This window comes from Microbacterium sp. NC79 (assembly GCF_019061125.1).
Taxonomy (GTDB): domain Bacteria; phylum Actinomycetota; class Actinomycetes; order Actinomycetales; family Microbacteriaceae; genus Microbacterium.
Map to the genome: position 1 here is coordinate 30,697 of NZ_JAHQYI010000001.1, position 19,390 is coordinate 50,086.

Annotated in this window: 19 protein-coding genes and 1 riboswitch; of the genes, 2 read left to right on the forward strand and 17 right to left on the reverse strand. The window is 63.1% G+C overall.

The features are described 5' to 3' along the window. Positions 1 to 137: 137 nt before the first annotated feature. The 4 genes from KTJ77_RS00150 to KTJ77_RS00165 form a co-directional block, all read right to left on the reverse strand. Entirely contained in the window at positions 138 to 1,448 is a 1,311-nt protein-coding gene (locus tag KTJ77_RS00150) for an ABC transporter permease (RefSeq protein WP_217336512.1), read from the reverse strand. Continuing rightward, positions 1,448 to 2,125, reverse strand: coding sequence for an ABC transporter ATP-binding protein (locus KTJ77_RS00155; RefSeq protein ID WP_217336513.1), 678 nt, complete (start codon positions 2,123 to 2,125; stop codon positions 1,448 to 1,450). Before KTJ77_RS00155 ends, KTJ77_RS00150 begins: the two co-directional genes overlap by 1 nt. After that, positions 2,122 to 3,774 (reverse strand): hypothetical protein, encoded by a 1,653-nt coding sequence (locus KTJ77_RS00160; RefSeq protein WP_217336514.1) that lies wholly within the window; start codon positions 3,772 to 3,774, stop codon positions 2,122 to 2,124. The genes KTJ77_RS00155 and KTJ77_RS00160 overlap by 4 nt, the downstream gene beginning before the upstream one ends. A gap of 91 nt (positions 3,775 to 3,865) precedes the next feature. Further along, on the reverse strand, positions 3,866 to 4,897 hold the full coding sequence (locus KTJ77_RS00165) for a hypothetical protein (RefSeq protein ID WP_217336515.1): 1,032 nt from the start codon (positions 4,895 to 4,897) through the stop codon (positions 3,866 to 3,868). A gap of 354 nt (positions 4,898 to 5,251) precedes the next feature. Between KTJ77_RS00165 and KTJ77_RS00170 the strand changes: the two genes are divergently transcribed. Then, a complete protein-coding gene (locus KTJ77_RS00170) occupies positions 5,252 to 5,887 on the forward strand; it encodes an acyl-CoA synthetase (RefSeq protein WP_217336516.1) in 636 nt (211 codons plus the stop codon). Continuing rightward, positions 5,884 to 6,156, forward strand: a complete 273-nt coding sequence (locus KTJ77_RS00175; protein WP_217336517.1) for an amino acid transporter — start codon at positions 5,884 to 5,886, stop codon at positions 6,154 to 6,156. The genes KTJ77_RS00170 and KTJ77_RS00175 overlap by 4 nt, the downstream gene beginning before the upstream one ends. Positions 6,157 to 6,215: 59 nt before the next feature. Here the strand turns inward: KTJ77_RS00175 and dmpG are convergent, their stop codons facing one another. From dmpG to KTJ77_RS00240, 13 genes are all read right to left on the reverse strand, one after another. Then, the gene (gene dmpG, locus KTJ77_RS00180; RefSeq protein WP_217336518.1) at positions 6,216 to 7,241 is read right to left on the reverse strand and encodes a 4-hydroxy-2-oxovalerate aldolase; all 1,026 of its coding nucleotides are present in this window, start codon (positions 7,239 to 7,241) and stop codon (positions 6,216 to 6,218) included. Then, positions 7,241 to 8,143 carry an acetaldehyde dehydrogenase (acetylating) gene (locus tag KTJ77_RS00185; protein WP_217336519.1) on the reverse strand — a complete coding sequence of 301 codons (903 nt, stop codon included), beginning with the start codon at positions 8,141 to 8,143 and terminating at the stop codon, positions 7,241 to 7,243. The genes dmpG and KTJ77_RS00185 overlap by 1 nt, the downstream gene beginning before the upstream one ends. After that, positions 8,140 to 8,940, reverse strand: a complete 801-nt coding sequence (locus KTJ77_RS00190; protein ID WP_217336520.1) for a 2-keto-4-pentenoate hydratase — start codon at positions 8,938 to 8,940, stop codon at positions 8,140 to 8,142. The genes KTJ77_RS00185 and KTJ77_RS00190 overlap by 4 nt, the downstream gene beginning before the upstream one ends. Positions 8,941 to 9,017: 77 nt before the next feature. Further along, positions 9,018 to 9,779: an IclR family transcriptional regulator gene (locus KTJ77_RS00195; protein ID WP_217336521.1), complete on the reverse strand. Its 762-nt coding sequence runs from the start codon at positions 9,777 to 9,779 to the stop codon at positions 9,018 to 9,020. Between the two features lie 37 nt (positions 9,780 to 9,816). Next, entirely contained in the window at positions 9,817 to 10,779 is a 963-nt protein-coding gene (locus KTJ77_RS00200; protein ID WP_217336522.1) for an ABC transporter ATP-binding protein, read from the reverse strand. Then, complete coding sequence (locus KTJ77_RS00205; protein ID WP_217336523.1) at positions 10,776 to 11,816, reverse strand: ABC transporter ATP-binding protein; 1,041 nt, start codon at positions 11,814 to 11,816, stop codon at positions 10,776 to 10,778. Before KTJ77_RS00205 ends, KTJ77_RS00200 begins: the two co-directional genes overlap by 4 nt. Then, positions 11,813 to 12,658: an ABC transporter permease gene (locus KTJ77_RS00210; RefSeq protein ID WP_217336524.1), complete on the reverse strand. Its 846-nt coding sequence runs from the start codon at positions 12,656 to 12,658 to the stop codon at positions 11,813 to 11,815. The genes KTJ77_RS00205 and KTJ77_RS00210 overlap by 4 nt, the downstream gene beginning before the upstream one ends. Continuing rightward, the gene (locus KTJ77_RS00215; protein WP_217336525.1) at positions 12,648 to 13,652 is read right to left on the reverse strand and encodes an ABC transporter permease; all 1,005 of its coding nucleotides are present in this window, start codon (positions 13,650 to 13,652) and stop codon (positions 12,648 to 12,650) included. The genes KTJ77_RS00210 and KTJ77_RS00215 overlap by 11 nt, the downstream gene beginning before the upstream one ends. Positions 13,653 to 13,715: 63 nt before the next feature. After that, positions 13,716 to 15,284: an ABC transporter substrate-binding protein gene (locus KTJ77_RS00220; protein WP_217336526.1), complete on the reverse strand. Its 1,569-nt coding sequence runs from the start codon at positions 15,282 to 15,284 to the stop codon at positions 13,716 to 13,718. Between the two features lie 43 nt (positions 15,285 to 15,327). Next, a complete protein-coding gene (locus tag KTJ77_RS00225) occupies positions 15,328 to 16,185 on the reverse strand; it encodes an alpha/beta fold hydrolase (RefSeq protein WP_217336527.1) in 858 nt (285 codons plus the stop codon). Positions 16,186 to 16,318: 133 nt separating this feature from the next. Next, a complete protein-coding gene (gene pnuC / locus KTJ77_RS00230; RefSeq protein WP_217336528.1) occupies positions 16,319 to 17,038 on the reverse strand; it encodes a nicotinamide riboside transporter PnuC in 720 nt (239 codons plus the stop codon). Between the two features lie 81 nt (positions 17,039 to 17,119). Next, positions 17,120 to 17,248, reverse strand: a riboswitch (FMN riboswitch). Positions 17,249 to 17,398: 150 nt separating this feature from the next. Next, positions 17,399 to 18,778 carry an adenylosuccinate lyase gene (purB, locus tag KTJ77_RS00235; protein WP_217338261.1) on the reverse strand — a complete coding sequence of 460 codons (1,380 nt, stop codon included), beginning with the start codon at positions 18,776 to 18,778 and terminating at the stop codon, positions 17,399 to 17,401. Further along, complete coding sequence (locus KTJ77_RS00240) at positions 18,775 to 19,302, reverse strand: low molecular weight protein-tyrosine-phosphatase (protein WP_217336529.1); 528 nt, start codon at positions 19,300 to 19,302, stop codon at positions 18,775 to 18,777. Before KTJ77_RS00240 ends, purB begins: the two co-directional genes overlap by 4 nt. Between the last annotated feature and the right edge of the window lie 88 nt (positions 19,303 to 19,390).

Sequence of the window (19,390 nt, forward strand, 5' to 3'; positions counted from 1 at the left end):
CGCCCTCACGCATCTCTTCTCCTCGCGGGGGGAGCTGCGGAACCGGAACGTGCGGAGAGCGGAACCAGGACGTGCGGGGAGCGGGGGGAGCGGGAACCAGGACGTGCGGAGTGTGGGAAGCGGAAGCCCGGCAAGCCTTAGTTGGCGCGGAGCGCTTCGACGGGTTCGATCTTGGCGGCGCGGCGGGCCGGATACCATCCAGACGCCCAACCAACGACCGCACCAAGCAACGCGCCGACGATCGCGACGACCGGGTTCACCACGGGCGTCCAGCCCTGCGTTACCGCCACAACGACCACGCCGATGACACCGAGCGCCGCGCCGATTAACCCACCCAGCAGACCGATCACGATCGACTCCACCAAGAACTGCCCGGCGATCTGTCTGCGGGTTGCCCCGAGCGCCCGCCGCAACCCGATTTCACCCGTGCGCTCCATCACGCTGAGCAGCGTCACGTTGGCAATACCGAGACCACCCGCGAGCAACGAAATAGCGCCGAGAATCAGGAAGACGATGTTGATGTCGGCCTGCACGTTGCTGCTCAGGTCGCTCGCGCCCTGGGGCGCTTTCACCTCATACGAGTCTGGCTTTTCCGGGGCGAGCGCGATGGGCGCCTGTTTTGCGACGACGGGGCCGGCACCGTAGTCAATCTTGATCTGCAATTGCGTGGGTGCGACAAGGCGGAAGTCATCCCGCGCCGCGCCCATCGGAATCCACACGGTCTCCAGCAGTGACGCGCGGGAGTCCAGGGCATCGACAATGCCGATCACGCTGTACGCGATGCCGTCAATGAAAATCGACGGCTGGGTCTCGACGCGGGTCACGCCGAGACGCGTTGCCGCGTTCTTACCCAAGACGGCGACGCGATCGCCGCGAGCATCATGCCCCTCGTCAAACATGCGTCCGGTCTGCAACGAGCCACCCAGCACAGAAAGGAGCTCGCTCGATGCGGCCGTCACGCCGGGCGGTGTCTTAGCCGCGATCGAGGGGTCGTTGATCGGAACCGCGGTGACGTCGGTAATGCCCTCAACGTCGGCAGTCAAAGCAGCGCCGGTAACGCCGACAAGCGTCTGCACGCGCGAGGGAGAATCCCACGGCAGCGTGCCCGTCGCGATCGTCGACTGGCCACGGCTCGCTTCACCCGGCGTCACGATCACCTGCGTCGCTGCAGCCGCGTTGAACTGCGTCGCGATCTGGTTTGCCGCCGTCTGCGCAAACGCCAGCGTCGCCACCAACGAACCAATACCGAGCACCGTGCCAAGCGTCGTCATAAACAGACGAGCGGGGCGCGACCCAATATCGGTCGTCGCCTCCACCACGAGGTCTTGGAAGGTAAAGCGATCCGCGCGCTTCACCGGCGTCAGCAACTGCACCGTCGTTTCCAACTCAGCCAATGGTTCCGTGCTTGTGCCCTTCTTGTCGCGCTTGTTGCGCTTAAACGGCCACATCAGTCCAGCTCCGTGAGTCGGCCATCGCGGATTTCAATGCGACGACGAGCACGGTCAGCGACGTGCTGATCGTGCGTGATGATGACGAGCGTCAGGCCATCGGCATTGAGCTCTTCGAACAGCTCCATCACTTCGCCAGACGTGCGCTGGTCGAGGTTTCCGGTGGGCTCATCGGCCAGCAGTAGCTTGGGTCGCGACACGACGGCACGCGCCACGGCAACGCGCTGACGCTCACCACCGGAGAGCGAACCAGGCAAGAAATCGACACGGTGGCTCAGCCCTACGCGATTCAGCGCTTCGCGCGCGAGGCCATCGCGCTCGCGGCGGGGGATGCCGCTGTAGAGCATCGGCATCAGCACGTTATCGAGCACCGTTCGCCTGGGCATGAGGTGAAACGACTGGAAAACGAAACCAATAAAGCGTGCGCGGGCCGCGGCACGGTCGTCTTCTGAGAGGTTGCTCGTCAGGGCGCCGGAGAGCTTGTACTCCCCGACGGTCGGACGATCCAGTAGGCCCAGAATGTTGAGCATCGTGGACTTTCCGGAACCACTGGGCCCGACGATGCCGACGTAGTCACCGGCCTCGATCGTGAGGTTGATGCCCTTCAATGCTTGAACTTCAGGTGGTCCGGGAAAAGACCGGGTGACGTCACGAATCTCGACGACGGGGTCGGTCATGAACCCACCACAACGAGATCGCCCTTTTCGAGCTCACCCTTGATCGGCTTCACCTCGACGTACCCGCCAGCGGCGAGCCCCGTCTCCACGGTCACGAGACGCGTCTCAGCCTTGTCGCCGTCGCGGGGATCCCCAACGGCCACCTCGACGCGGCTTTCACCACCGGGGCCAGCCGTGAGCGCCGACGGCGGAACCGACAGCACGTCGCCCTCTGTCGCGCCGACCGGAATCTGCACGCGCACGTTACTGCCCTGCACCTGCTGAATCTGCTCAGGCGTAAATGGCGCTGGCTCCAACGTCACCGCCCAGCGATCCGTCGCATTCTTGCCAGGCTCAACCTTGGTGATCGTCGCGGTGTGCTCAGAGTCATCAGGCATCGCAAACGTAGCGACGGTTCCGACGGTCAGAAGCTTGCCGTCAGCGGCGGCAACGGAACCAGAAAGCTCGAGGGACGCGCCTGACACTGACATGGCGACGCCCTCGGGGGCGGAACCACGGGCAATGTTGACGGCGTTCACCAGGCGTGGCAGCTGAGTCAGGTAGAGAACTTCGCTTGACGGCAGGTACGGCTGGATGGCCTCGCGGGCATCGGCCAGCGACTCCTGCGCGGAGGTCAGACCCGAACGAGCTGACTCCAGCGCCGCCCACTCATTGGAGGCATCGGGATCGGCAAAGAGTTGGTCGCGGATGAGCTGTTGGAGCGCGAGGTTGTCTTTGGCGCTGGCGACGGCGGAGGCATTGTAGGGGTCAGCCTTCTCGGCATCGTCGACAGCGCGCTGTGCTTCAGCCACCGCGTTGTCAGCCTGCTTAAGCGCTACCGGGTCGACCGTGCCAGACGCGGCGTTGTCGTATGCGGACTGCGCCTGGTTGACGTTGGTCTGGGCATCGGTGACGGCCTGTTGCGCGGCGCGGAAGTTCTCGTCAGCGCCCTCCTCGTTCGGGGGCAACGGATAGCCGACCTGCGCATACAGGGCCGCGATGCCATCAGCGAGCGCTTGGTCGAACACATTGTTGGCGACGTCGCCTGCGGCAATGCCGAGCGACGCCAGCGCCTGCTTGAGCTGGAGAACGTCTGGTCCGGAGACACCAATGCGCAATGTGCGGTAGGAAGGCAGATCTCCTGGCAACACGAAGACCGGGCGTCCTGAAATCTCGGCCACGATCGACAGCGGCTTGAGCTCAGCACCAACAGCCGGAACCTGGCCGGTGACGATGGCTCCACCGCTGAACGATGAGGTGTCCAGTTTGACGTCAACGGAGTCGGCAAAACTGATGTCCGAGCGGATCGTGACGTCGTTGGAGAGCTTGCCATACTCGACCGGAACCGTGATGAGGCCGGGGTCTGGTGCCTTCGCATTGTTGGCGGCGTCAGCAGGTGATGTGATGAAGTGACCGATCAGAAGGCCGCCGATGAGCGCGACGATCGCGATTACGGCGCTGACCCACAGCCCCTTGTTTCCGCGGAAGACGCGGCTCCAGCCTGCGCCCTTCTTCCCCTTACCCGTACCGTCAGCGTCACCGAGGTCGTCGAACTCGAGAACTTCCTGGCGAGGCGCGTCGTCTTCGAGCTCAGCGATGACTGCCGTCTCTTCGTCGGAGCCGTCAGCCCCACCAAGGTCAGAGCTGTCTGTGCGATCCTTCGGGGTCATCCCTTGTCAACCTGTTCTTGAGCTGCGTTGAACTCTTCGAGTTCGTTCTTGTTGTCGGCCATGCGCTAGCAGTCAAGCTGCTGACAGTCCGTTAGCCCTTGTTGGCCTGTTCCTGCGCCGCCTTGAACTCGTCGAGTTCCTTCTTGTTTTCCTTCACGAACTGCTCTTCAAGCTTGAACTGAATCGTCATGCGTGCATCGTTGTAGTTCGTCTTCGAGCGGCACTCCAGGTCTGCAAGAGCGGTCTTGATTTCGCGCTCGCCGATTTCCTGTGCTTCCGGGGACTTCATCGGGTCCGTGCCGGTCTCCCAGTCTTCCTCGGTCATGTTTTCGTAGATCTTGTTGACCTCGTCGTAGAAGCCCTGCTGGGCGTCCATCATCTTGCCGAAATCAAAACCGGCGTCTGCCATGCAGGCGGACCATTTGGCGTCGAGCTCGACGACCTCGGGTGACTCTTCCATCTTCTCGTAGAGCTCGCTCATGCGCGTAGTGAGATCGTCGAACTGCGTGTAGACGTCGTTGGAGGAGCCGTACACCTCGTTGTCGGCGAAGCCCTGGCACCCGTATTGGGTCCAGTCGTACTCAACGGGTTCGTCCGAGTTCATGTCCTCGGCCTCTTCCGGCGTCATCGAATATGACGAACCGTACAGGGCTTCGTAGAAGGCCTCTTGCTCAGAGGGCGACAGGGTGTCCAGGTAGTCCTGGTTGGGGTCAATCCATTCGGACGGCTCCGGCTGGGGCTCTTGCTCCGCTTGCGCGTTGTATGGGTCGTTGATGATGCCGTAGCCGTACTTCTCAACCCATTCCTTCTTGTCTGGTTCCCACTCAACGTCGTCGCCGAAGGAGATCATGGCGCCGGTGTCGGTGGCGGGCGTGTACTCGAACCCTTCGTCGACCATGCACTGCGCAATGAGTTCTTCGCGCTTCGTGTTTTGCGCGTCGAACTCGGCCTGCATTTCTTCTTCGGTCTGGTTCGGGTCGTATCCGGCGTTCCAATATTCAGCGAGCGGGGAGTCCTCCCACTTCAGCCTTCCGTCACCGTCTGTGCCACCAGAGCAGGCAGCAAGGGGGAGTACGAGCGCGGCCGTTGCCGCCGCGGCGAGAAGAAATCGTGTGGTGCGCATGAGTGTGTCCTTGGCTCCGAAGTCAGCGTGCGGCGAGTTCGCACAGTGTCCATCTAACAGGAGTGCGTTCGGTCGCGCCCAAATGTCTCAGCAATGTGGGGGATATTTCCGGGATAGCCCTGAGTGCCCCGCGCCACACCGCAGAACAGGCCCGAAACGGACTGACGCGGTGCCCAGCCATAAGGCCGGGTCACCGCGTCGGTTGATCCCCCACATCCAACTTACGGAGCCTTCTCGCTCTGTGTCTGTCCCCCTTTCGGAGGACATTTTCGGGGGGAGTCCGTCTTTGTCTGCCAGGCGAGCGTTGAGAGAGCGCGCGGGTAGACTGGAACCACCGCGAAATTGTGAGGACACATGCCTGCCGCCAAGATTCCGACGTTCACTGTGCGTCACCTTCAGCTCGCGCGTGCCCTTTTCGCCGCGATGGCTGCGGTGATGATCACGTTTACGAGTGACCACTCCGCAACAATTGGCCTCGCCGCCTTCAGCGGATTCGCCGTTGCCACAGGCCTGGTGTGGGGTCTTTCCGCGTGGCTGGTGTATCCAGCCGGCCGCCGCGCGGTTCCGATTCTGCTCGCCCTCATCAACGGCAGCGCTGGCATCATCGCCTCCTCGCCGATGGCGCGCACCACGACCATGTTCTTTATCGTGGTCATCATTTGGGCGGCGCTTACGGCGATCGTCGAAGGCTGGTGGGCGCTGCACGAGCGTCGGGGCGCCTATGCCGCTGAAGCAAAAGACTCGCTCGGCGTTGCAATCATCACGACCGTTCTTCTCGCCGCGATTGCGCTTATTCAGCCCACATTTGCCCTCGAGTACTTTAACGAGACGATCAATGAGGGCGGCACTCTTACCGGCATCACGATTGCTGTCGGAGTTTTCGGTGGCTATGCAGCCATCATTGCTGTGTTTCTCGGCATTGCCGGGTTCTCACCCAAGAACGACGCGGACGCACCGGACCTTGCGCCTGCGCAGGAGGTTTCGTCATGACCGATAAGAAGACTTCGCGTCGCGAGCTGATGCGCCCGGTTCAGCTGCTTGGCCTGGCATTCGGTGCCGCTCTCTTTGCCGGGTTCATCACCGCCATGTCCTCCGGACTCTTCCAGGGCGAGAACGTCTGGACCCTCACCCTGGTGATGACCGGTTCCACCTTCATCGTGGTGCTGTTGGTGCTGTCGATGTTGTTGCTCGCGGTCAACCCCGACGACGTCAAGAAGCAGATCGACCGTCCGGTGTTGCTCGACAACGACGACAAGTAAGCAGAATTGCGAAACGGGCCGCGTGCATCAGCACGCGGCCCGTTTGCTTGTGGTCTGGCTCAGACGCGAGCCGCGGCAAGTGACGCGGCAATCTCGATGAGCTGGTCTTCCTGACCGCCCACGAGACGACGTCGGCCTGCTTCTCGCAGAATGAGGGCACCAGGAACCTGGTAGCGCTCCGCTTGAATCTGCGCGTGACGCAGGAAGCTGGAGTACACCCCGGCGTAGCCCATCGTCAGTGACATGCGATCCAGCGTGCATTCGGTGTCCATGATGGGACGCACAATGTCTTCAGCCACGTCGATGGCAGCGATCGGGTCAACGCCCGTGCGGTAGCCGAGACGCTCGGCGACCACGGCGAGGGCTTCGGTCGGTGTATTACCTGCACCTGCGCCGAGGCGGCGCGTGCACGCGTCGATCTGTACCGCGCCAGCGCGAACAGCGATGATCGAGTTCGCGACGGCAAGCGCCAGGTTCTCGTGGCCGTGGAAGCCCACCTGCGCGTCGTTGCCGAGCTCAGCCACGAGCGCGCTCACGCGGTCCGAGACCTCTTCGAGTACGAGCGCTCCTGCAGAGTCAACGACGTACACGCACTGGCACCCGGCGTCGGCCATGATGCGGGCCTGCTCGGCAAGCTTTTCGGGCGTCACCGAGTGCGACATCATCAAAAAGCCGACCGTCTCAAGGCCCTTGTCGCGGGCGAGACCGAAATGCTGAATCGATACGTCAGCCTCGGTCGCGTGCGTCGCGATACGTGCGACGCGCGCACCCCGGTCGGCTGCCGCTGAAATGTCGTCCTTTACGCCCAGGCCGGGCAGCATCAGGAAGGCGATCTTCGCCCGCTTCGCGGTCTCCACCGCCGTCGAGATCAGGTCGAGGTCGTACTCGGCGCCAAAGCCGTAGTTGAACGATGAGCCGCCGAGGCCGTCACCGTGGCTTACTTCGATGACGGGCACGCCAGCGGCATCGAGTCCGCCGACGACGTCGCGAACGTTTTGGTGCGTGAAGCGGTGCCGTACGGCGTGCGAACCGTCGCGGAGGGAAGAGTCGGTGATCCGGAAGTCGAGATCAGCGCTAAAGGGCATCAGTTGCTCCGTTCGTCAAGAATGCGCTGGGCGATAGATTCGCCGGCTCGCGTGGCAGCTGCCGTCATGATGTCGAGGTTGCCTGCGTACGGCGGCAGGAAGTCTCCTGCTCCCTCGACCTCGAGGAAGACCGCAACGCGGGCGGGGGAGCGCGTCTCGGCGCTCGCGTCAAAGAACTGTGGTTCGGCACGCAACCGGTAGCCCGGAACATACTCCGCAACTTCGGCCACACGGTCAAGGATCGCCTGGCGAACCGCGTCCTTATCAACGTCGTCAGGCACCTGCGCAAAGACGGTGTCCTGCATCAGCATCGGTGGTTCCGCTGGGTTCATGATGATGATCGCTTTGCCGCGCTGCGCGCCGCCGATCTCCTCGATGCCACGTGACGTGGTGCGGGTGAACTCATCGATGTTGGCGCGCGTGCCTGGGCCAGCGGAGGGAGAAGCCACCGATGCCACGATTTCGGCGTACGGAACCTCGGTGACCGCGCTGATGGCCGCGACGATCGGGATGGTGGCCTGGCCACCGCATGTGATCAGCGAGACGTTCGGTGCGGTGCGGTGCTCGTCAACATTGACAGCCGGAACCACGGCAGGGCCGACGGCAGCGGGGGTGAGATCGACCGCAGCAATACCGTGCTCGGCGTAGCGCGGTGCGTTCTCACGATGCGCGTACGCGCTCGTTGCTTCGAACACGATGTCCGGCTTTTCATCCTGGGCGAGCAGCCAATCAACGCCCTCGGCCGAGACCGTGAGGCCGGCATCGGCGGCGCGGCGCAGACCCTCACTTTCGGGGTCGACGCCGATCATCCACTTGGGTTCGATGAGGGGCGAGCGCAACAACTTGTACAGCAAGTCAGTGCCAATGTTGCCTGACCCGACGATGGCGGCGGTGACCGTCATGAGTGTCCCTTTCCTTCAAACTGAACGGCGATCGAGCCGAGGCCCGCGAACCGTCCGACAACGTTGTCGCCTGGGGCGACGTCAATGGCGCGAGTGCACGAACCGCTGAGCACGACGCTGCCTGCGTCGAGCGTCGTGCCGAACTCGGCGAACTGGCGCACGAGCCAGGCAACGGCACCGGCAGGAGCGCCGATGACATCGGCGGAAGACCCGGTAGCCACCTCGACTCCATTGATCTCCAGTCGCGCCTGGCAGTCGGTGACGAGGGGATCATCGGCGCTGAAGCGCTCGGTGCCGAGCAGCACACCGGCCGACGAGGCGTTGTCGGCGACCGTGTCGAGCAGTCCGATCTTCCAGTCTTCGATACGACTGTCGATGAGCTCAAGGCACGCAACCACGTGATCGGTTGCGGCGATCACATCAGCGGCGGTTGTGTCTGCACCGCTCAGCGGGCGCGCGAGGACGAAAGCGAGCTCGAGCTCAACGCGTGGCTGGATGAAACTATCAAGGCTCACCGGAGCTGAGGCATCAAACATCATGGTGTCGAGCAGGTGACCAAAGTCGGGGGTGTTGACGCCCATCATCTGCTGCATCACGGGAGACGTCAGTCCCAGCTTGTGACCGACGAGACGGGCGCCAGCGTCAACCTGACGCGCGATGTTGATTTGCTGGATCGCGTAGGCGTCGGCGAGTTCAAGCTCAGGCAGGTGGGGTGCGATCGGCGGGATCGGCGTTTGCGTGCTGGCGGCAGCCCACAGGGCGTCGGCCAGGGCGGCGCGATGGTCGGCAGTGATCATGTGCCCATCGTGCAGGGCGAGGATACCCGGGGCGATATCGCGTTCCGGTGACCGGGACGAGGCGGCTGGGCGGTTCGCTACGCGGAACGAATTGCGAAGTGGGCGCCGCCGAGCCGGCGTGAGATCGCGATTGCTGCCATGCGTACGCTGCGTCCAAGCAGTTGTTGATCAACGTGGCCGGTCGGCCCGCTCACGCTGATTGCGGCGCACACCCCGTTGGTGTCAAAGAGTGGTGCCGCAACGCACTCCACACCTTCGACAGCCTCGGAGAGGTCAAAGGCAAGGCCGACTGCCCGAATCTTTCGAAGTGCAGAGCGCAAAAGTGTCGGATCAGCGAGTGAGTGTGGTGTGCGAGCCTCGAGGCCGCCAGAAAAGTACGCGTCCACCACCTCAGGCTCCGAGTACGCGAGGATCGCCTTGCCGACACCCGTGCAGTGCGCGGGGAGCCGCCCGCCGATACGCGAGGGGAGTTTGCCTGCGAACGGGCCGCCCACCTTGTCGAGGTACACCACGTCGCGATCATCCCGCATGCCGACGTGAACGACATAGCGCCCGGCGGAGAGCTGCTGCATGAAGGGGCGCGCAGCCGTGACGATTCGGTTGCGGTCGGCGACGAGCGAACCGAGCTCAAAGATGCCGAGGCCAAGCCGATACCCGCCTTCGCACCGATCAAGCCAACGCGCGGCCAACAGCTGCTGCACAATGCGGTGCGTACTGGAGCGTGGCAGGCGCGTGACCTCGGCAATGTCGGCGAGCGAAAGAGTTGCGGAACCGCGCTGGAAAGCCTCGAGAATGAGCACGACGCGGTCGACCATTGACACCGGTGCGGTTTCGGACATCGTTGTACTCCAGCCAAGCGAGCGTTTGCTCAACTTACTATGCAACGCGCTGAAGCGAAAGTTCTCCTCCGACGAAGTGACAGTTTGCGACGTGGTTCTCGCCGACAATCGTCGGTTCAGGCGCGACTTCTGCGCAGATGTCTTGCGCAAACGGGCAACGGGCGCGGAACCGGCAGCCGCTGGGAACATCGAGGGGCGAAGGCGGCTCACCGACAATCGCGGCCGGTCCAGAATCGTCCGCGTCCACCGTCGGCACTGACGCAATCAGGGCCCGGGTGTAGGGGTGTTGCGGGTTGTCAAAGACCTCAGCGGCGGGGCCTGCCTCGACCACGGTGCCGAGGTACATCACCAGAATGCGATCAGACACGTTGCGCACCACGGCGAGGTCGTGCGCAATGAAGACGATGGAGAGACCGAGCTTAACCTTGAGCTCTTCGAGAAGATTCAGCACTGTCGCACGAAGCGATACGTCGAGCGATGAGATCGGCTCGTCACACACCAGCACGCGTGCGCCCGCCACGAGGGCCCTGGCGATCGCGACGCGCTGGCACTGACCACCGGAGAGTTCGCTGGGCCGACGCGGCCCGTGCACCTCGGGGTCGAGGCCAACGGCGATCAGCATTTCGCGCACCTTTTCGCGACGCTCTGCCTTGGTTCCGATCTTCCAGATGCGCAGCGGCTCTGACACGATCTGTTCAATCGTCCACAGCGGGTGCAACGACGACCGTGGGTCTTGGAAGACCATTTGAATGTCGAGGCGCGCGCGGCGCAGTTCGCTCGCGGTGAGCGTGGCCATATTGGTGCCGCGGTACGTCACGGTGCCGGCGGACGGCCCCGGCATGTGCACGAGCGCGCGGCCCATTGAGCTCTTTCCACAACCCGATTCGCCGACCACACCGATCGTTTCGTCTGCGTGCAATTGGAAGGAGACGCCGTCGACGGCACGAAGTCCGGAATAGTCGACGGCAAGGCCCTGAACATCGAGAACGACGTCGGTCATTCGGAACCTCCGATGAAGGCGAGCGGGTAGTGGCAGCGAGCGAGGTGCTCAGGATCGTCGTGCACAGGCAATAGGTCGGGCTCGATCTCGCGGCAAATGTCGGTGGCAAGAGCGCACCGCGCGGCAAAGCGGCATCCGACCGCGTCGGCGCTTGGCGTCGGCGGAGCGCCGGGAATTGCGGCAAGCGTGACGTGCGTGGGGCCGCTCATCGGCGGTACGGCATCAAGCAACGCGCGCGTATACGGCATTGCGGGGGAAGCGAACAGCGTGCGGGTGGGCGCCTGCTCGACGATGCGTCCGCCGTACATCACGGCAACGCGGTCGGTACGGCTGGCCACCAACGACAGGTCGTGCGTCACCAGGATGACACCCATGGACCGCTCATCGCGCTGCGCGTCAAGCAGATCGAGAATCTGCGCCTGCACCGTGACGTCGAGCGCCGTTGTTGGCTCATCGGCAATCAGCACGCGCGGGTTACCCGCCAGCGCAATCGCGATCATGACGCGCTGGCGCATGCCGCCAGACATCTCATGCGGGTACACATCGAGGCGACGCACCGGGTCGGCAATGCCAACCTGACGCAGCAGATCAGCCGCGCGCTCGCGAGCCTGCGCCTTACTGATCTTCTGGTCGTGTTGGCGAACCGTTTCGGCCACTTGCACGCCGACCTTGCGCACCGGGTTGAGCGATGCGAGCGGATCTTGCAACACGATTGAGATTTGCGAACCCCAGCGCTTACGCATCGCTTTATTGGAGGTTCCAACGACCTCGTCGTTTTCGATGAGAACGGAACCGGTCACCCTGATGGTGGGATCGTCAGAGCTGAGACCCATCATGTTGCGCGACAGCACCGACTTGCCCGAGCCCGACTCGCCGACGAGACCGAGGGCTTCGCCAGCGGCAAGTTCGAGATCCACTCCGCGCACGATCGGCAGGGGCGTGGCACCCGAAACAACGTCGACGCGGACGTCCGTCGCCCGCAACACCACCGTGGTTCCCCTCGTCGTCTGGAGCGTATCAATTGCGGGAGAGGTCATGAACGCTTTCCTCCTCGTTCCAGGCGGTCACCGAGCACGTTGAGTGCCATGACCGTGCAGATCAGGGTGAGCGCGGGGAAAGCGACGATGTACGGCGCCTGCGCGATGAACTGCCTGCCAGACGCGATCATGGTTCCCCAGCTCGCCGCGGGCGGCGGCACGCCGTATCCGAGGAAGCTCAATGAGCCCTCGGCGATCATCAAGATGGCCGCCATGATCAGGCTGTACACCAGCACGGGTTGCAAAATCACCGGAAGGATCGAGCCGAACAGCAGGCGAGGCGTGCGAGCACCGAGCCCCATCGACGCCGTGACAAATTCGCGTTTTGCCCACGTTTGGGTGTGCGCTCGAGCGATTCGGGTGAATGCCGGAACCGTGGCGATGGCGAGGCCGATGACGAGACCCTCGAGGCTCGCGCCACGCACCGCGACGATCACCATGATGAGAATCAGCACGGGGAAGGCGAGCAGAATGTCGGTGAGAACGCCGATGAGGGTATCCACCCACCCGCGGAAGTATCCGGCCAGAATGCCCAGCGTGGTTCCGATCGCCAACCCGCCTGCAATCGCGGACGCCGCCAGCAGGCACGACACCCGCGCGCCGTGCACGAGACGGGAGAGGATGTCGCGGCCCAACTCATCGGTTCCCAGCCAGTGCGCCGCCGACGGCGGCTGCATGTATGCGGTGTAGTCGGCCTCTTCCGGCGACCACAGCGGCAGCACGTCAACCAGGATCGCGGCGAGAACCACAATCATGACCCATGTTGCCGCAATGATTTCGACGGCAGACAGGGTGCGGCGGGTGCGGGTCTTTTCAGCGCGCACCGGAGTCTTAACGAGCATGACGTGCCCTCGGATCGATCAGCGGGTAAAGAAGGTCGGTGACGAGGTTGATCAGCACGTAGACCAGTGCGATGAAGCACACCACACCCTGCACCGTGATGATGTCGGAGTTATTGATCGACTCGACGAGCAAGCGCCCGACACCCGGGATGCCGAAAAGTGTTTCAATGACGACCACGCTGCCGAGCAGGCGGGCAGTGTTGAGGCCAGCGACCGTGGCGAGCGACAGGGAGGACGGCCGCAACGCCTGGCGGAACAGCAGGTTGCCGACGCTCATGCCCTTCGCCTTCGCGGCGAGGATGAAGTCTTGGCTCAGGGTGCGCGACATGTCAGAACGAAGCAGGCGTGCGTAGGCTCCCATCGGTTCGAGGGCAATCGCCATGGCAGGCAGGATCACCGTGAGAAGGTTCGGGCCGAGGCCGTCGCTGAGGGGCGTGAAGCCGGTGGGCGGGAACCAGCCGAGGGTGAGTGAGCCGATGTAGATGAGGCCGAGAGCGAAAACGAACTCGGGGGTCGAAATTGCGAACGATGTGACCGGGGTCAGCACGCGGCCGACAAAAGAGCGGGGGCGGTAGGCGGCGAAGACGGCAGCCGGAACCGCGATAGACAGGGCGATGAGCTGCGCGATGATCATCAGCTCGAGGGAGACCGGAAGGCGCTGCAGGATGGCTTCGCCGACGGGCTGGCTGGTGCGGTAGGAGATACCGAAGTTGCCCTGCAGAACGTCGCCCATCCAGAGGAAGTAGCGCACGATGACGGGCTGATCGAGATTGAGATCACGACGGACCATCTCGATCTGTTCCGGGGTGGCTTGCTCTCCCGCGATGACAGCGGCGGGGTCACCAGGCAGTAGGTCGAGCATCAGCGAAACCAAGAAGGTCACGCCGATCAGCACGATCAGCAGATGTGCGAGGCGGATGAGTGCGCGCTTTGACCGCACCGGGCGAGACTGCGCTCGCTTGGCGGTCATGATCGTCACCGTGTTTTGCGTCACGGACGGCCTTTCTCAGGGTTCGCTGGGCCGGGGAGGTCCCTCCGACCCCGGCCCAGCGAAGGATTACTTACCGCTGACGGTGATGTCTGCGGGGTAGAAAGCGAAGCCACCGAGGTAGCCGTCGCCCATGTCGACGTTCTTGTTCGTCACGATGAACTGCGGCAGCGGGCCGAGCCACGTGACGTAGCCGTTCTCGTTCCAGAGCTTCTGAACGTCACGCAGACCTGCGTTGCGCTCGTCAAGCGTCGGTGCGTTCACACCCGCCTCAAGCGCGGCGTCGAATGCCGGGTCCGACTGCTTGATGACGTTGCGAGCGTTGCCGCTGAAGATCGTGTATCCGAGCGGGTAAAACGACTCGAACGGAACCATCTGCCACATGCCGAGCTGGAATGCACCCGAGTAGAGCGACGGAATGTGCTCAGCAGGGCCGACCAGCTTGATGGTCGAGGTCAGGCCGATCGACTTCAGTACCTGGTCAACGTACTGTGCGTGCGTCTGCTGGAACGTGTTGCCGAGAATTTCGATGTCGACCTTGTTGCCCTCAGCGGCGTATTCCGCGATGAGCGACTTTGCCTTCTCCAGGTCAGGCTTGACCGACGTCGGCTCGCACTGGTCGCCCGCGCCGAACGGAACACAACCGAGGTTGCCGTCCCAGATGTCGGCCGAACCAAACAGCACAGCCTTGGAGTTCTTCGGGTCGAACGCGAGCTGAACGGCCTCACGCACGCGCGGGTCGTCGAGCGGAGCAACCGAGGTGTTCGGCAGCAGTGCGAGACCACCGCGGGCACCGTCCGTCTGCACGGTGAGGTTCTCATCGCTTGCGACCTTCTGGAAGTCGCCCGAGATCGAGGTGATGTCGATCTGCCCGGTCACGAGTGCGTTCTCGCGCGACTGCGGGTCAGGCAGCACCTTGTACTCGAGGGTCTTGATGGCAGGCTCGCCAGCCCAGTAGTCAGGGTTCGCGGTCATCGTGACGTGGTCGTCAGCAACCCATTCCTTGACGATGTACGGGCCGGCACCGATCGGGGCGCGGTTGAAGCCAGCGGCATCTGCTTCCAGAGCGGTGGGAGATCCGATGAGGCCGACAGCACCTGAAACCGTGAACAGGTACGGGAACGAGAAGTTTGCCTTCGACAGCGTGAAGACGACCGTCTTGGCGTCTGCAGCCTCCATCGAGGTGACGTCAGCAAGCAGGTACTTGCTCGACGACGGGGAGTCTTCTGCACTGTGGCGACCAACGTTGTAGATGACGGCCTCAGCGTCGAGCGGGGTGCCGTCGGTGAAGTTCACGCCATCGCGGAGCGTCAGCGTCCAGACCTTACCGTCTTCGCTCGTCATGCCCTCGGCCAGCTGGCCGATAACGTCACCGTTGGTGTCGACGCGCAGCAGCGTGTCAAATACCGGAACCAAACGCTCGCCGTTGGCGGAAGCCGACAGCGGGTTCAGCGGGTCAAAGCCGTCGTGCTCGTAGTTGGAACCAATCGTCAGGGTGTCGACGGTGGCACCAGCGCCAGCGTCTCCACTTTCGGACGGAGCAGTCGTCGCGTTCGGCGTCGTGGTTCCGCCGCACGCCGTGAGCGAAAGCGACACGGCGAGCAACGCTGCTGAGACGAGTCCAATCTTCTTCTTCATTGTTTCTCCTGTGTGATTGCGCTGATGCGCGGTGAGGGTCTTGCTATCGGGTAAAGAATTCGGTGACGAGGCGTTCGAAGTCGGCCTTGCGCTCGATCTGCGCCCAGTGGCCGCAGCGGGAGAACATGTGCAGTTCAATGTCTGGCATGTGGCGGGCAGCGAAGTGCGCCTGCTCGTAAGGCAGCATGCGGTCATCGCGCCCCCACATGATGAGCGTGGGGGTAGCAATCGTCGACGCGCGCTGCCACAGCGGCTGTTGCTGCGCGGCAAATTCGGGGTTGAATACCGAGCCGAAAATCGTCTTTGCCCGTTCGATGGCGCCGGGCTGGAGTGCGTTGGCCATGCGCTCGTCGATGAGGGCGTCGGTGATCGCGGAGTGGTCAGAGACCATGCACTTGACCCACTCGATCATGCCCGCGCGGGTCGGGTTGTCGAGGAATTCGAAAAGACGCTTGGCACCCTCGGACGGGTCCTGGTTGAACAGCGAAATCGCGAGCCCACCCGGCCCCATGAGCGCAATACGGTCGATGCGCTCGGGCGCGAGGGCGGCCGTCTCGGCGGCAACGTAGCCACCCATCGAGTTGCCGACCAGGCTGGCGTTGCGAATGCCCACGGCGTCCATGAACGTGAGGAGCCAGCGAGCGGTGAAGATGGGGTAGATCGCGTCGATCTCGGGCAGGTCGCTCTTGCCGAAGCCCGGCATATCGGGCATGAACACCCGGAAGCTCTGGGAAAGCACCGGCAGGTTGTGCTGGAAGTTTGACCAGCTGGAGACACCGGGGCCGGAACCATGCAGCAGGATGACGGTCGGCAGGGACTCGTCACCGGCAACGTGGTAGGAGAACTCAGCGCCATCAATCGTTACGTTGTGCCGAGTCTCTTCGTAGGTAAGCGTGCTCAAATCCACTCCACATCGTTGGGGTCCTGCCGCCAGTTTGCTGGACGCCCAACCAAGCGACCGCTTTGTGTCCCAGTGAGTGGAATGGCAATGTCCCCGGGCCGCGTGAGCGGGCCGGGGACATCACATGTGGTCGTTACGGCTTGGTGACCGTGGGGTCGAGGTGCGCTGTCTCAACCGAGGGTTTTTCTTTCGCTTGCGCCCGCGCCCACACGAAGAAGCCGATCGCGGTGAAGACCCCGTAGAACAGGTACATAAACGCGGTCGCGAAGTATCCAGCGCTGAACAGCAGGGGAACACCCACAATGTCGACGGCGACCCACACGAGCCAGAACTCCGTCCAGCCCTTCGCCATCGCGAACGTCGCGAGCAGTGAGCCCACGAAGGTCCACGCATCGGCCCACACCGGCTCGTAGGAGCCGAGAGCGGAGAAGAGCGGTGTCAGGGCCACGGTTCCGATCGCCATGAAGGCGATCATGCCGATGCGCACCGGCCAACCCGCCCAGCGCGGAACGATCGCGGTGTCACCTGATCCGCCCTCGCCCTCGCGCTTGGATTGGCGCCAGCGCACCCATCCGTAAATGGAGACGGTAATGAACATGATCTGGCGGCCAGCCTGACCCAAAAGATTGGGCGTCGAGGCCGACGGATCAATGATGCTCGCGATAAACACCGTGAACAGGAGCACGTTGCCGATAATGCCGACGGGCCACGCCCACACCTTGCGGCGCATGGCGCCGAGGGCGGAGAGGAGGCCGAAGATATTGCCGACGACTTCGCGCGTATTCAGCGTCTGCCCACCAGGCAGCGCGATCTGTGAATTGAAGAGGTCAATGAACCATTGCAGGACAGTCACTGTCTTTCCCTTTCGGATAGCCAGGCGTCCGGGGGAAATACGAGTGCCGTCGCGGTCAGCAAAGACCGTACAACAAACGCATTCGTGCTTCTCTCATCCAGACTTTAACTGTCGGTCTCGGAATTTCACCGAGTCAACCTCAGCCTCGAAAGGCCTCGGGTCGCGGACTATCACCGCCGGTTCGGAATTACACCGACCCCGGAGCACGTATGTGTACGACACTATTCTCGCACCATATTCTGTGCCAGCGGCCCGTGTTGCCATTCTCCGGAACATTCCGGCCCGCAGAGATGGTTCCGGAACCACGGTGAAACGAAACGCCCCCGCTGGCAGAACCAGCGGGGGCGTTAGCGAGAGCGGTTAGATCTCGTCGACGAGCTTCTCGGCGAGACCCGTGTAGGTCGCGGGGGTCAGGGCGATCAGACGCGCCTTAGCCTCGTCACCAATCTCCAGGCCCTGCACGAATGCGCGAAGCTCGGCGCCACCGACCTTGTGGCCGCGGGTGAGCTCCTTGAGGAGGGCGTAGGGGTCACTGATCGTCGAGCGACCGGCAACAACCTCGGCACGAACCACCGTCTGGATGGCCTCGCCGAGCACCTCCCAGTTGACGTCGAGGTCGGCAAGCAGCACGTCGCGAGCCAGCAGAATCTCACCAAGGCCGCGGCGCAGGTTGTCGATGGCGAGCAGCGAGTGACCGTAAGCGACGCCGATGTTGCGCTGCGTTGACGAGTCGGTCAGGTCGCGCTGCAGGCGGCTCGTGACGAGCGTCTGTGACAGCGAATTCAGCAGGGCACCCGAGATTTCGAGGTTTGCCTCTGCGTTCTCGAAACGGATCGGGTTGATCTTGTGCGGCATCGTGGACGAGCCGGTGGCACCGGCAACCGGGATCTGAGCGAAGTAGCCGAGCGAGATGTAGGTCCAGATGTCGGTCGCCAGGTTGTGCAGGATGCCGCCGACGTGACGGATCTGGTCGTAGAGCTCGACCTGCCAGTCGTGCGACTCGATCTGCGTGGTCAGGGTGTTGAAGTCCAGTCCAAGCGACTCGACGAACTCGCGAGCAATGCTCGGCCAGTCCTGCGCAGGGTCGGCAGCCAAATGTGCCGACCACGTCCCTGTTGCGCCGGAGAACTTGCCGAGGAACTCGTTCTTCTCGATCTTGTTCGCCACGCGCTCCAGGCGCCACACGAAGACAGCGAGCTCCTTGCCCATGGTCGACGGCGTTGCCGGCTGACCGTGGGTGCGCGAAAGCATCGGGGCATCGGCCTGCTCGCGAGCAAGGTCAGAAAGCTTGGCCATCACCTGGCGAAGCGCAGGCAACCACACGTCGAGCGTTGCACGCTTGACGGTGAGGGCGTACGACAGCGAGTTGATGTCTTCACTCGTGCACGCGAAATGAGTGAGCTCAGCGATCGCGTCAAGGCCGAGCGTCGCCAAACGGTCGCGCACCAGGTATTCGACAGCCTTCACATCGTGACGGGTGACGGCTTCCTTTGCGCCGAGCCAATCAATTTCTTCCTGCCCAAACTCCAGGTAGAGAGCGCGCAACTGCGCCTTGTGATCGTCGCTCAACGGCGACGTACCGAACACCGAGCGGTCGGTGAGGGCGATCAGCCACTCCACCTCGACCTCTACGCGTGCACGATTGAGACCTGCCTCAGAGAGGAAGTCAGACAGCGGGGCGACGGCGGCGCGGTAGCGTCCGTCGAGTGGGCTAAGCGGCTGTGCCGGCAGGGAAGTCAGAGCAATTCTCCCGTGTTCAAGACCGAGGGTCGGATGGCTGGTTCAAGCTGTTGAAACAACGCTTTCACCGCACGTTCAATCATACCCAGCACGTCGTCAAACATTTGTTGCCCGGCGTAGTACGGGTCAGGCACATCGGCGGCGCCGTCTGCATGCGGATCAAACCCGAGCAAAAGCGCGACCTTGTCTTTGTCGCTCTCCTCGGTGGCCCAATTGCGCAGCACGCGTTCGTGCGTGCGATCTAAGGCAACGATGAGGTCGCTGTCGTGGAGTTGCGCTGTCGTGAACTGGCGAGCGCGATGCGTGGTTCCGTCGAATCCGCGTGCCGCTAAAGCGGCCAGAGTGCGGTCATCCGCACGTTCCCCGACGTGCCAATCACCGGTTCCGGCGCTTGAGGACACGATGCGATGCGCGAGCCCCGCCCGCTGCGCATAGTGCCGAAAAACGATCTCAGCCATCGGGGAGCGGCAGATGTTGCCAGTGCACACAAAAACCACGCGAAAGCGAGTGTCGTGCGGGACCATTCCCCCATTCTCTCGATGCCGCGCCGTGATGCAAGCCCAAGTTTCTACTTTTGCTGGGGAGCGGAACCATGCGGAGGGCTCAGCGGAA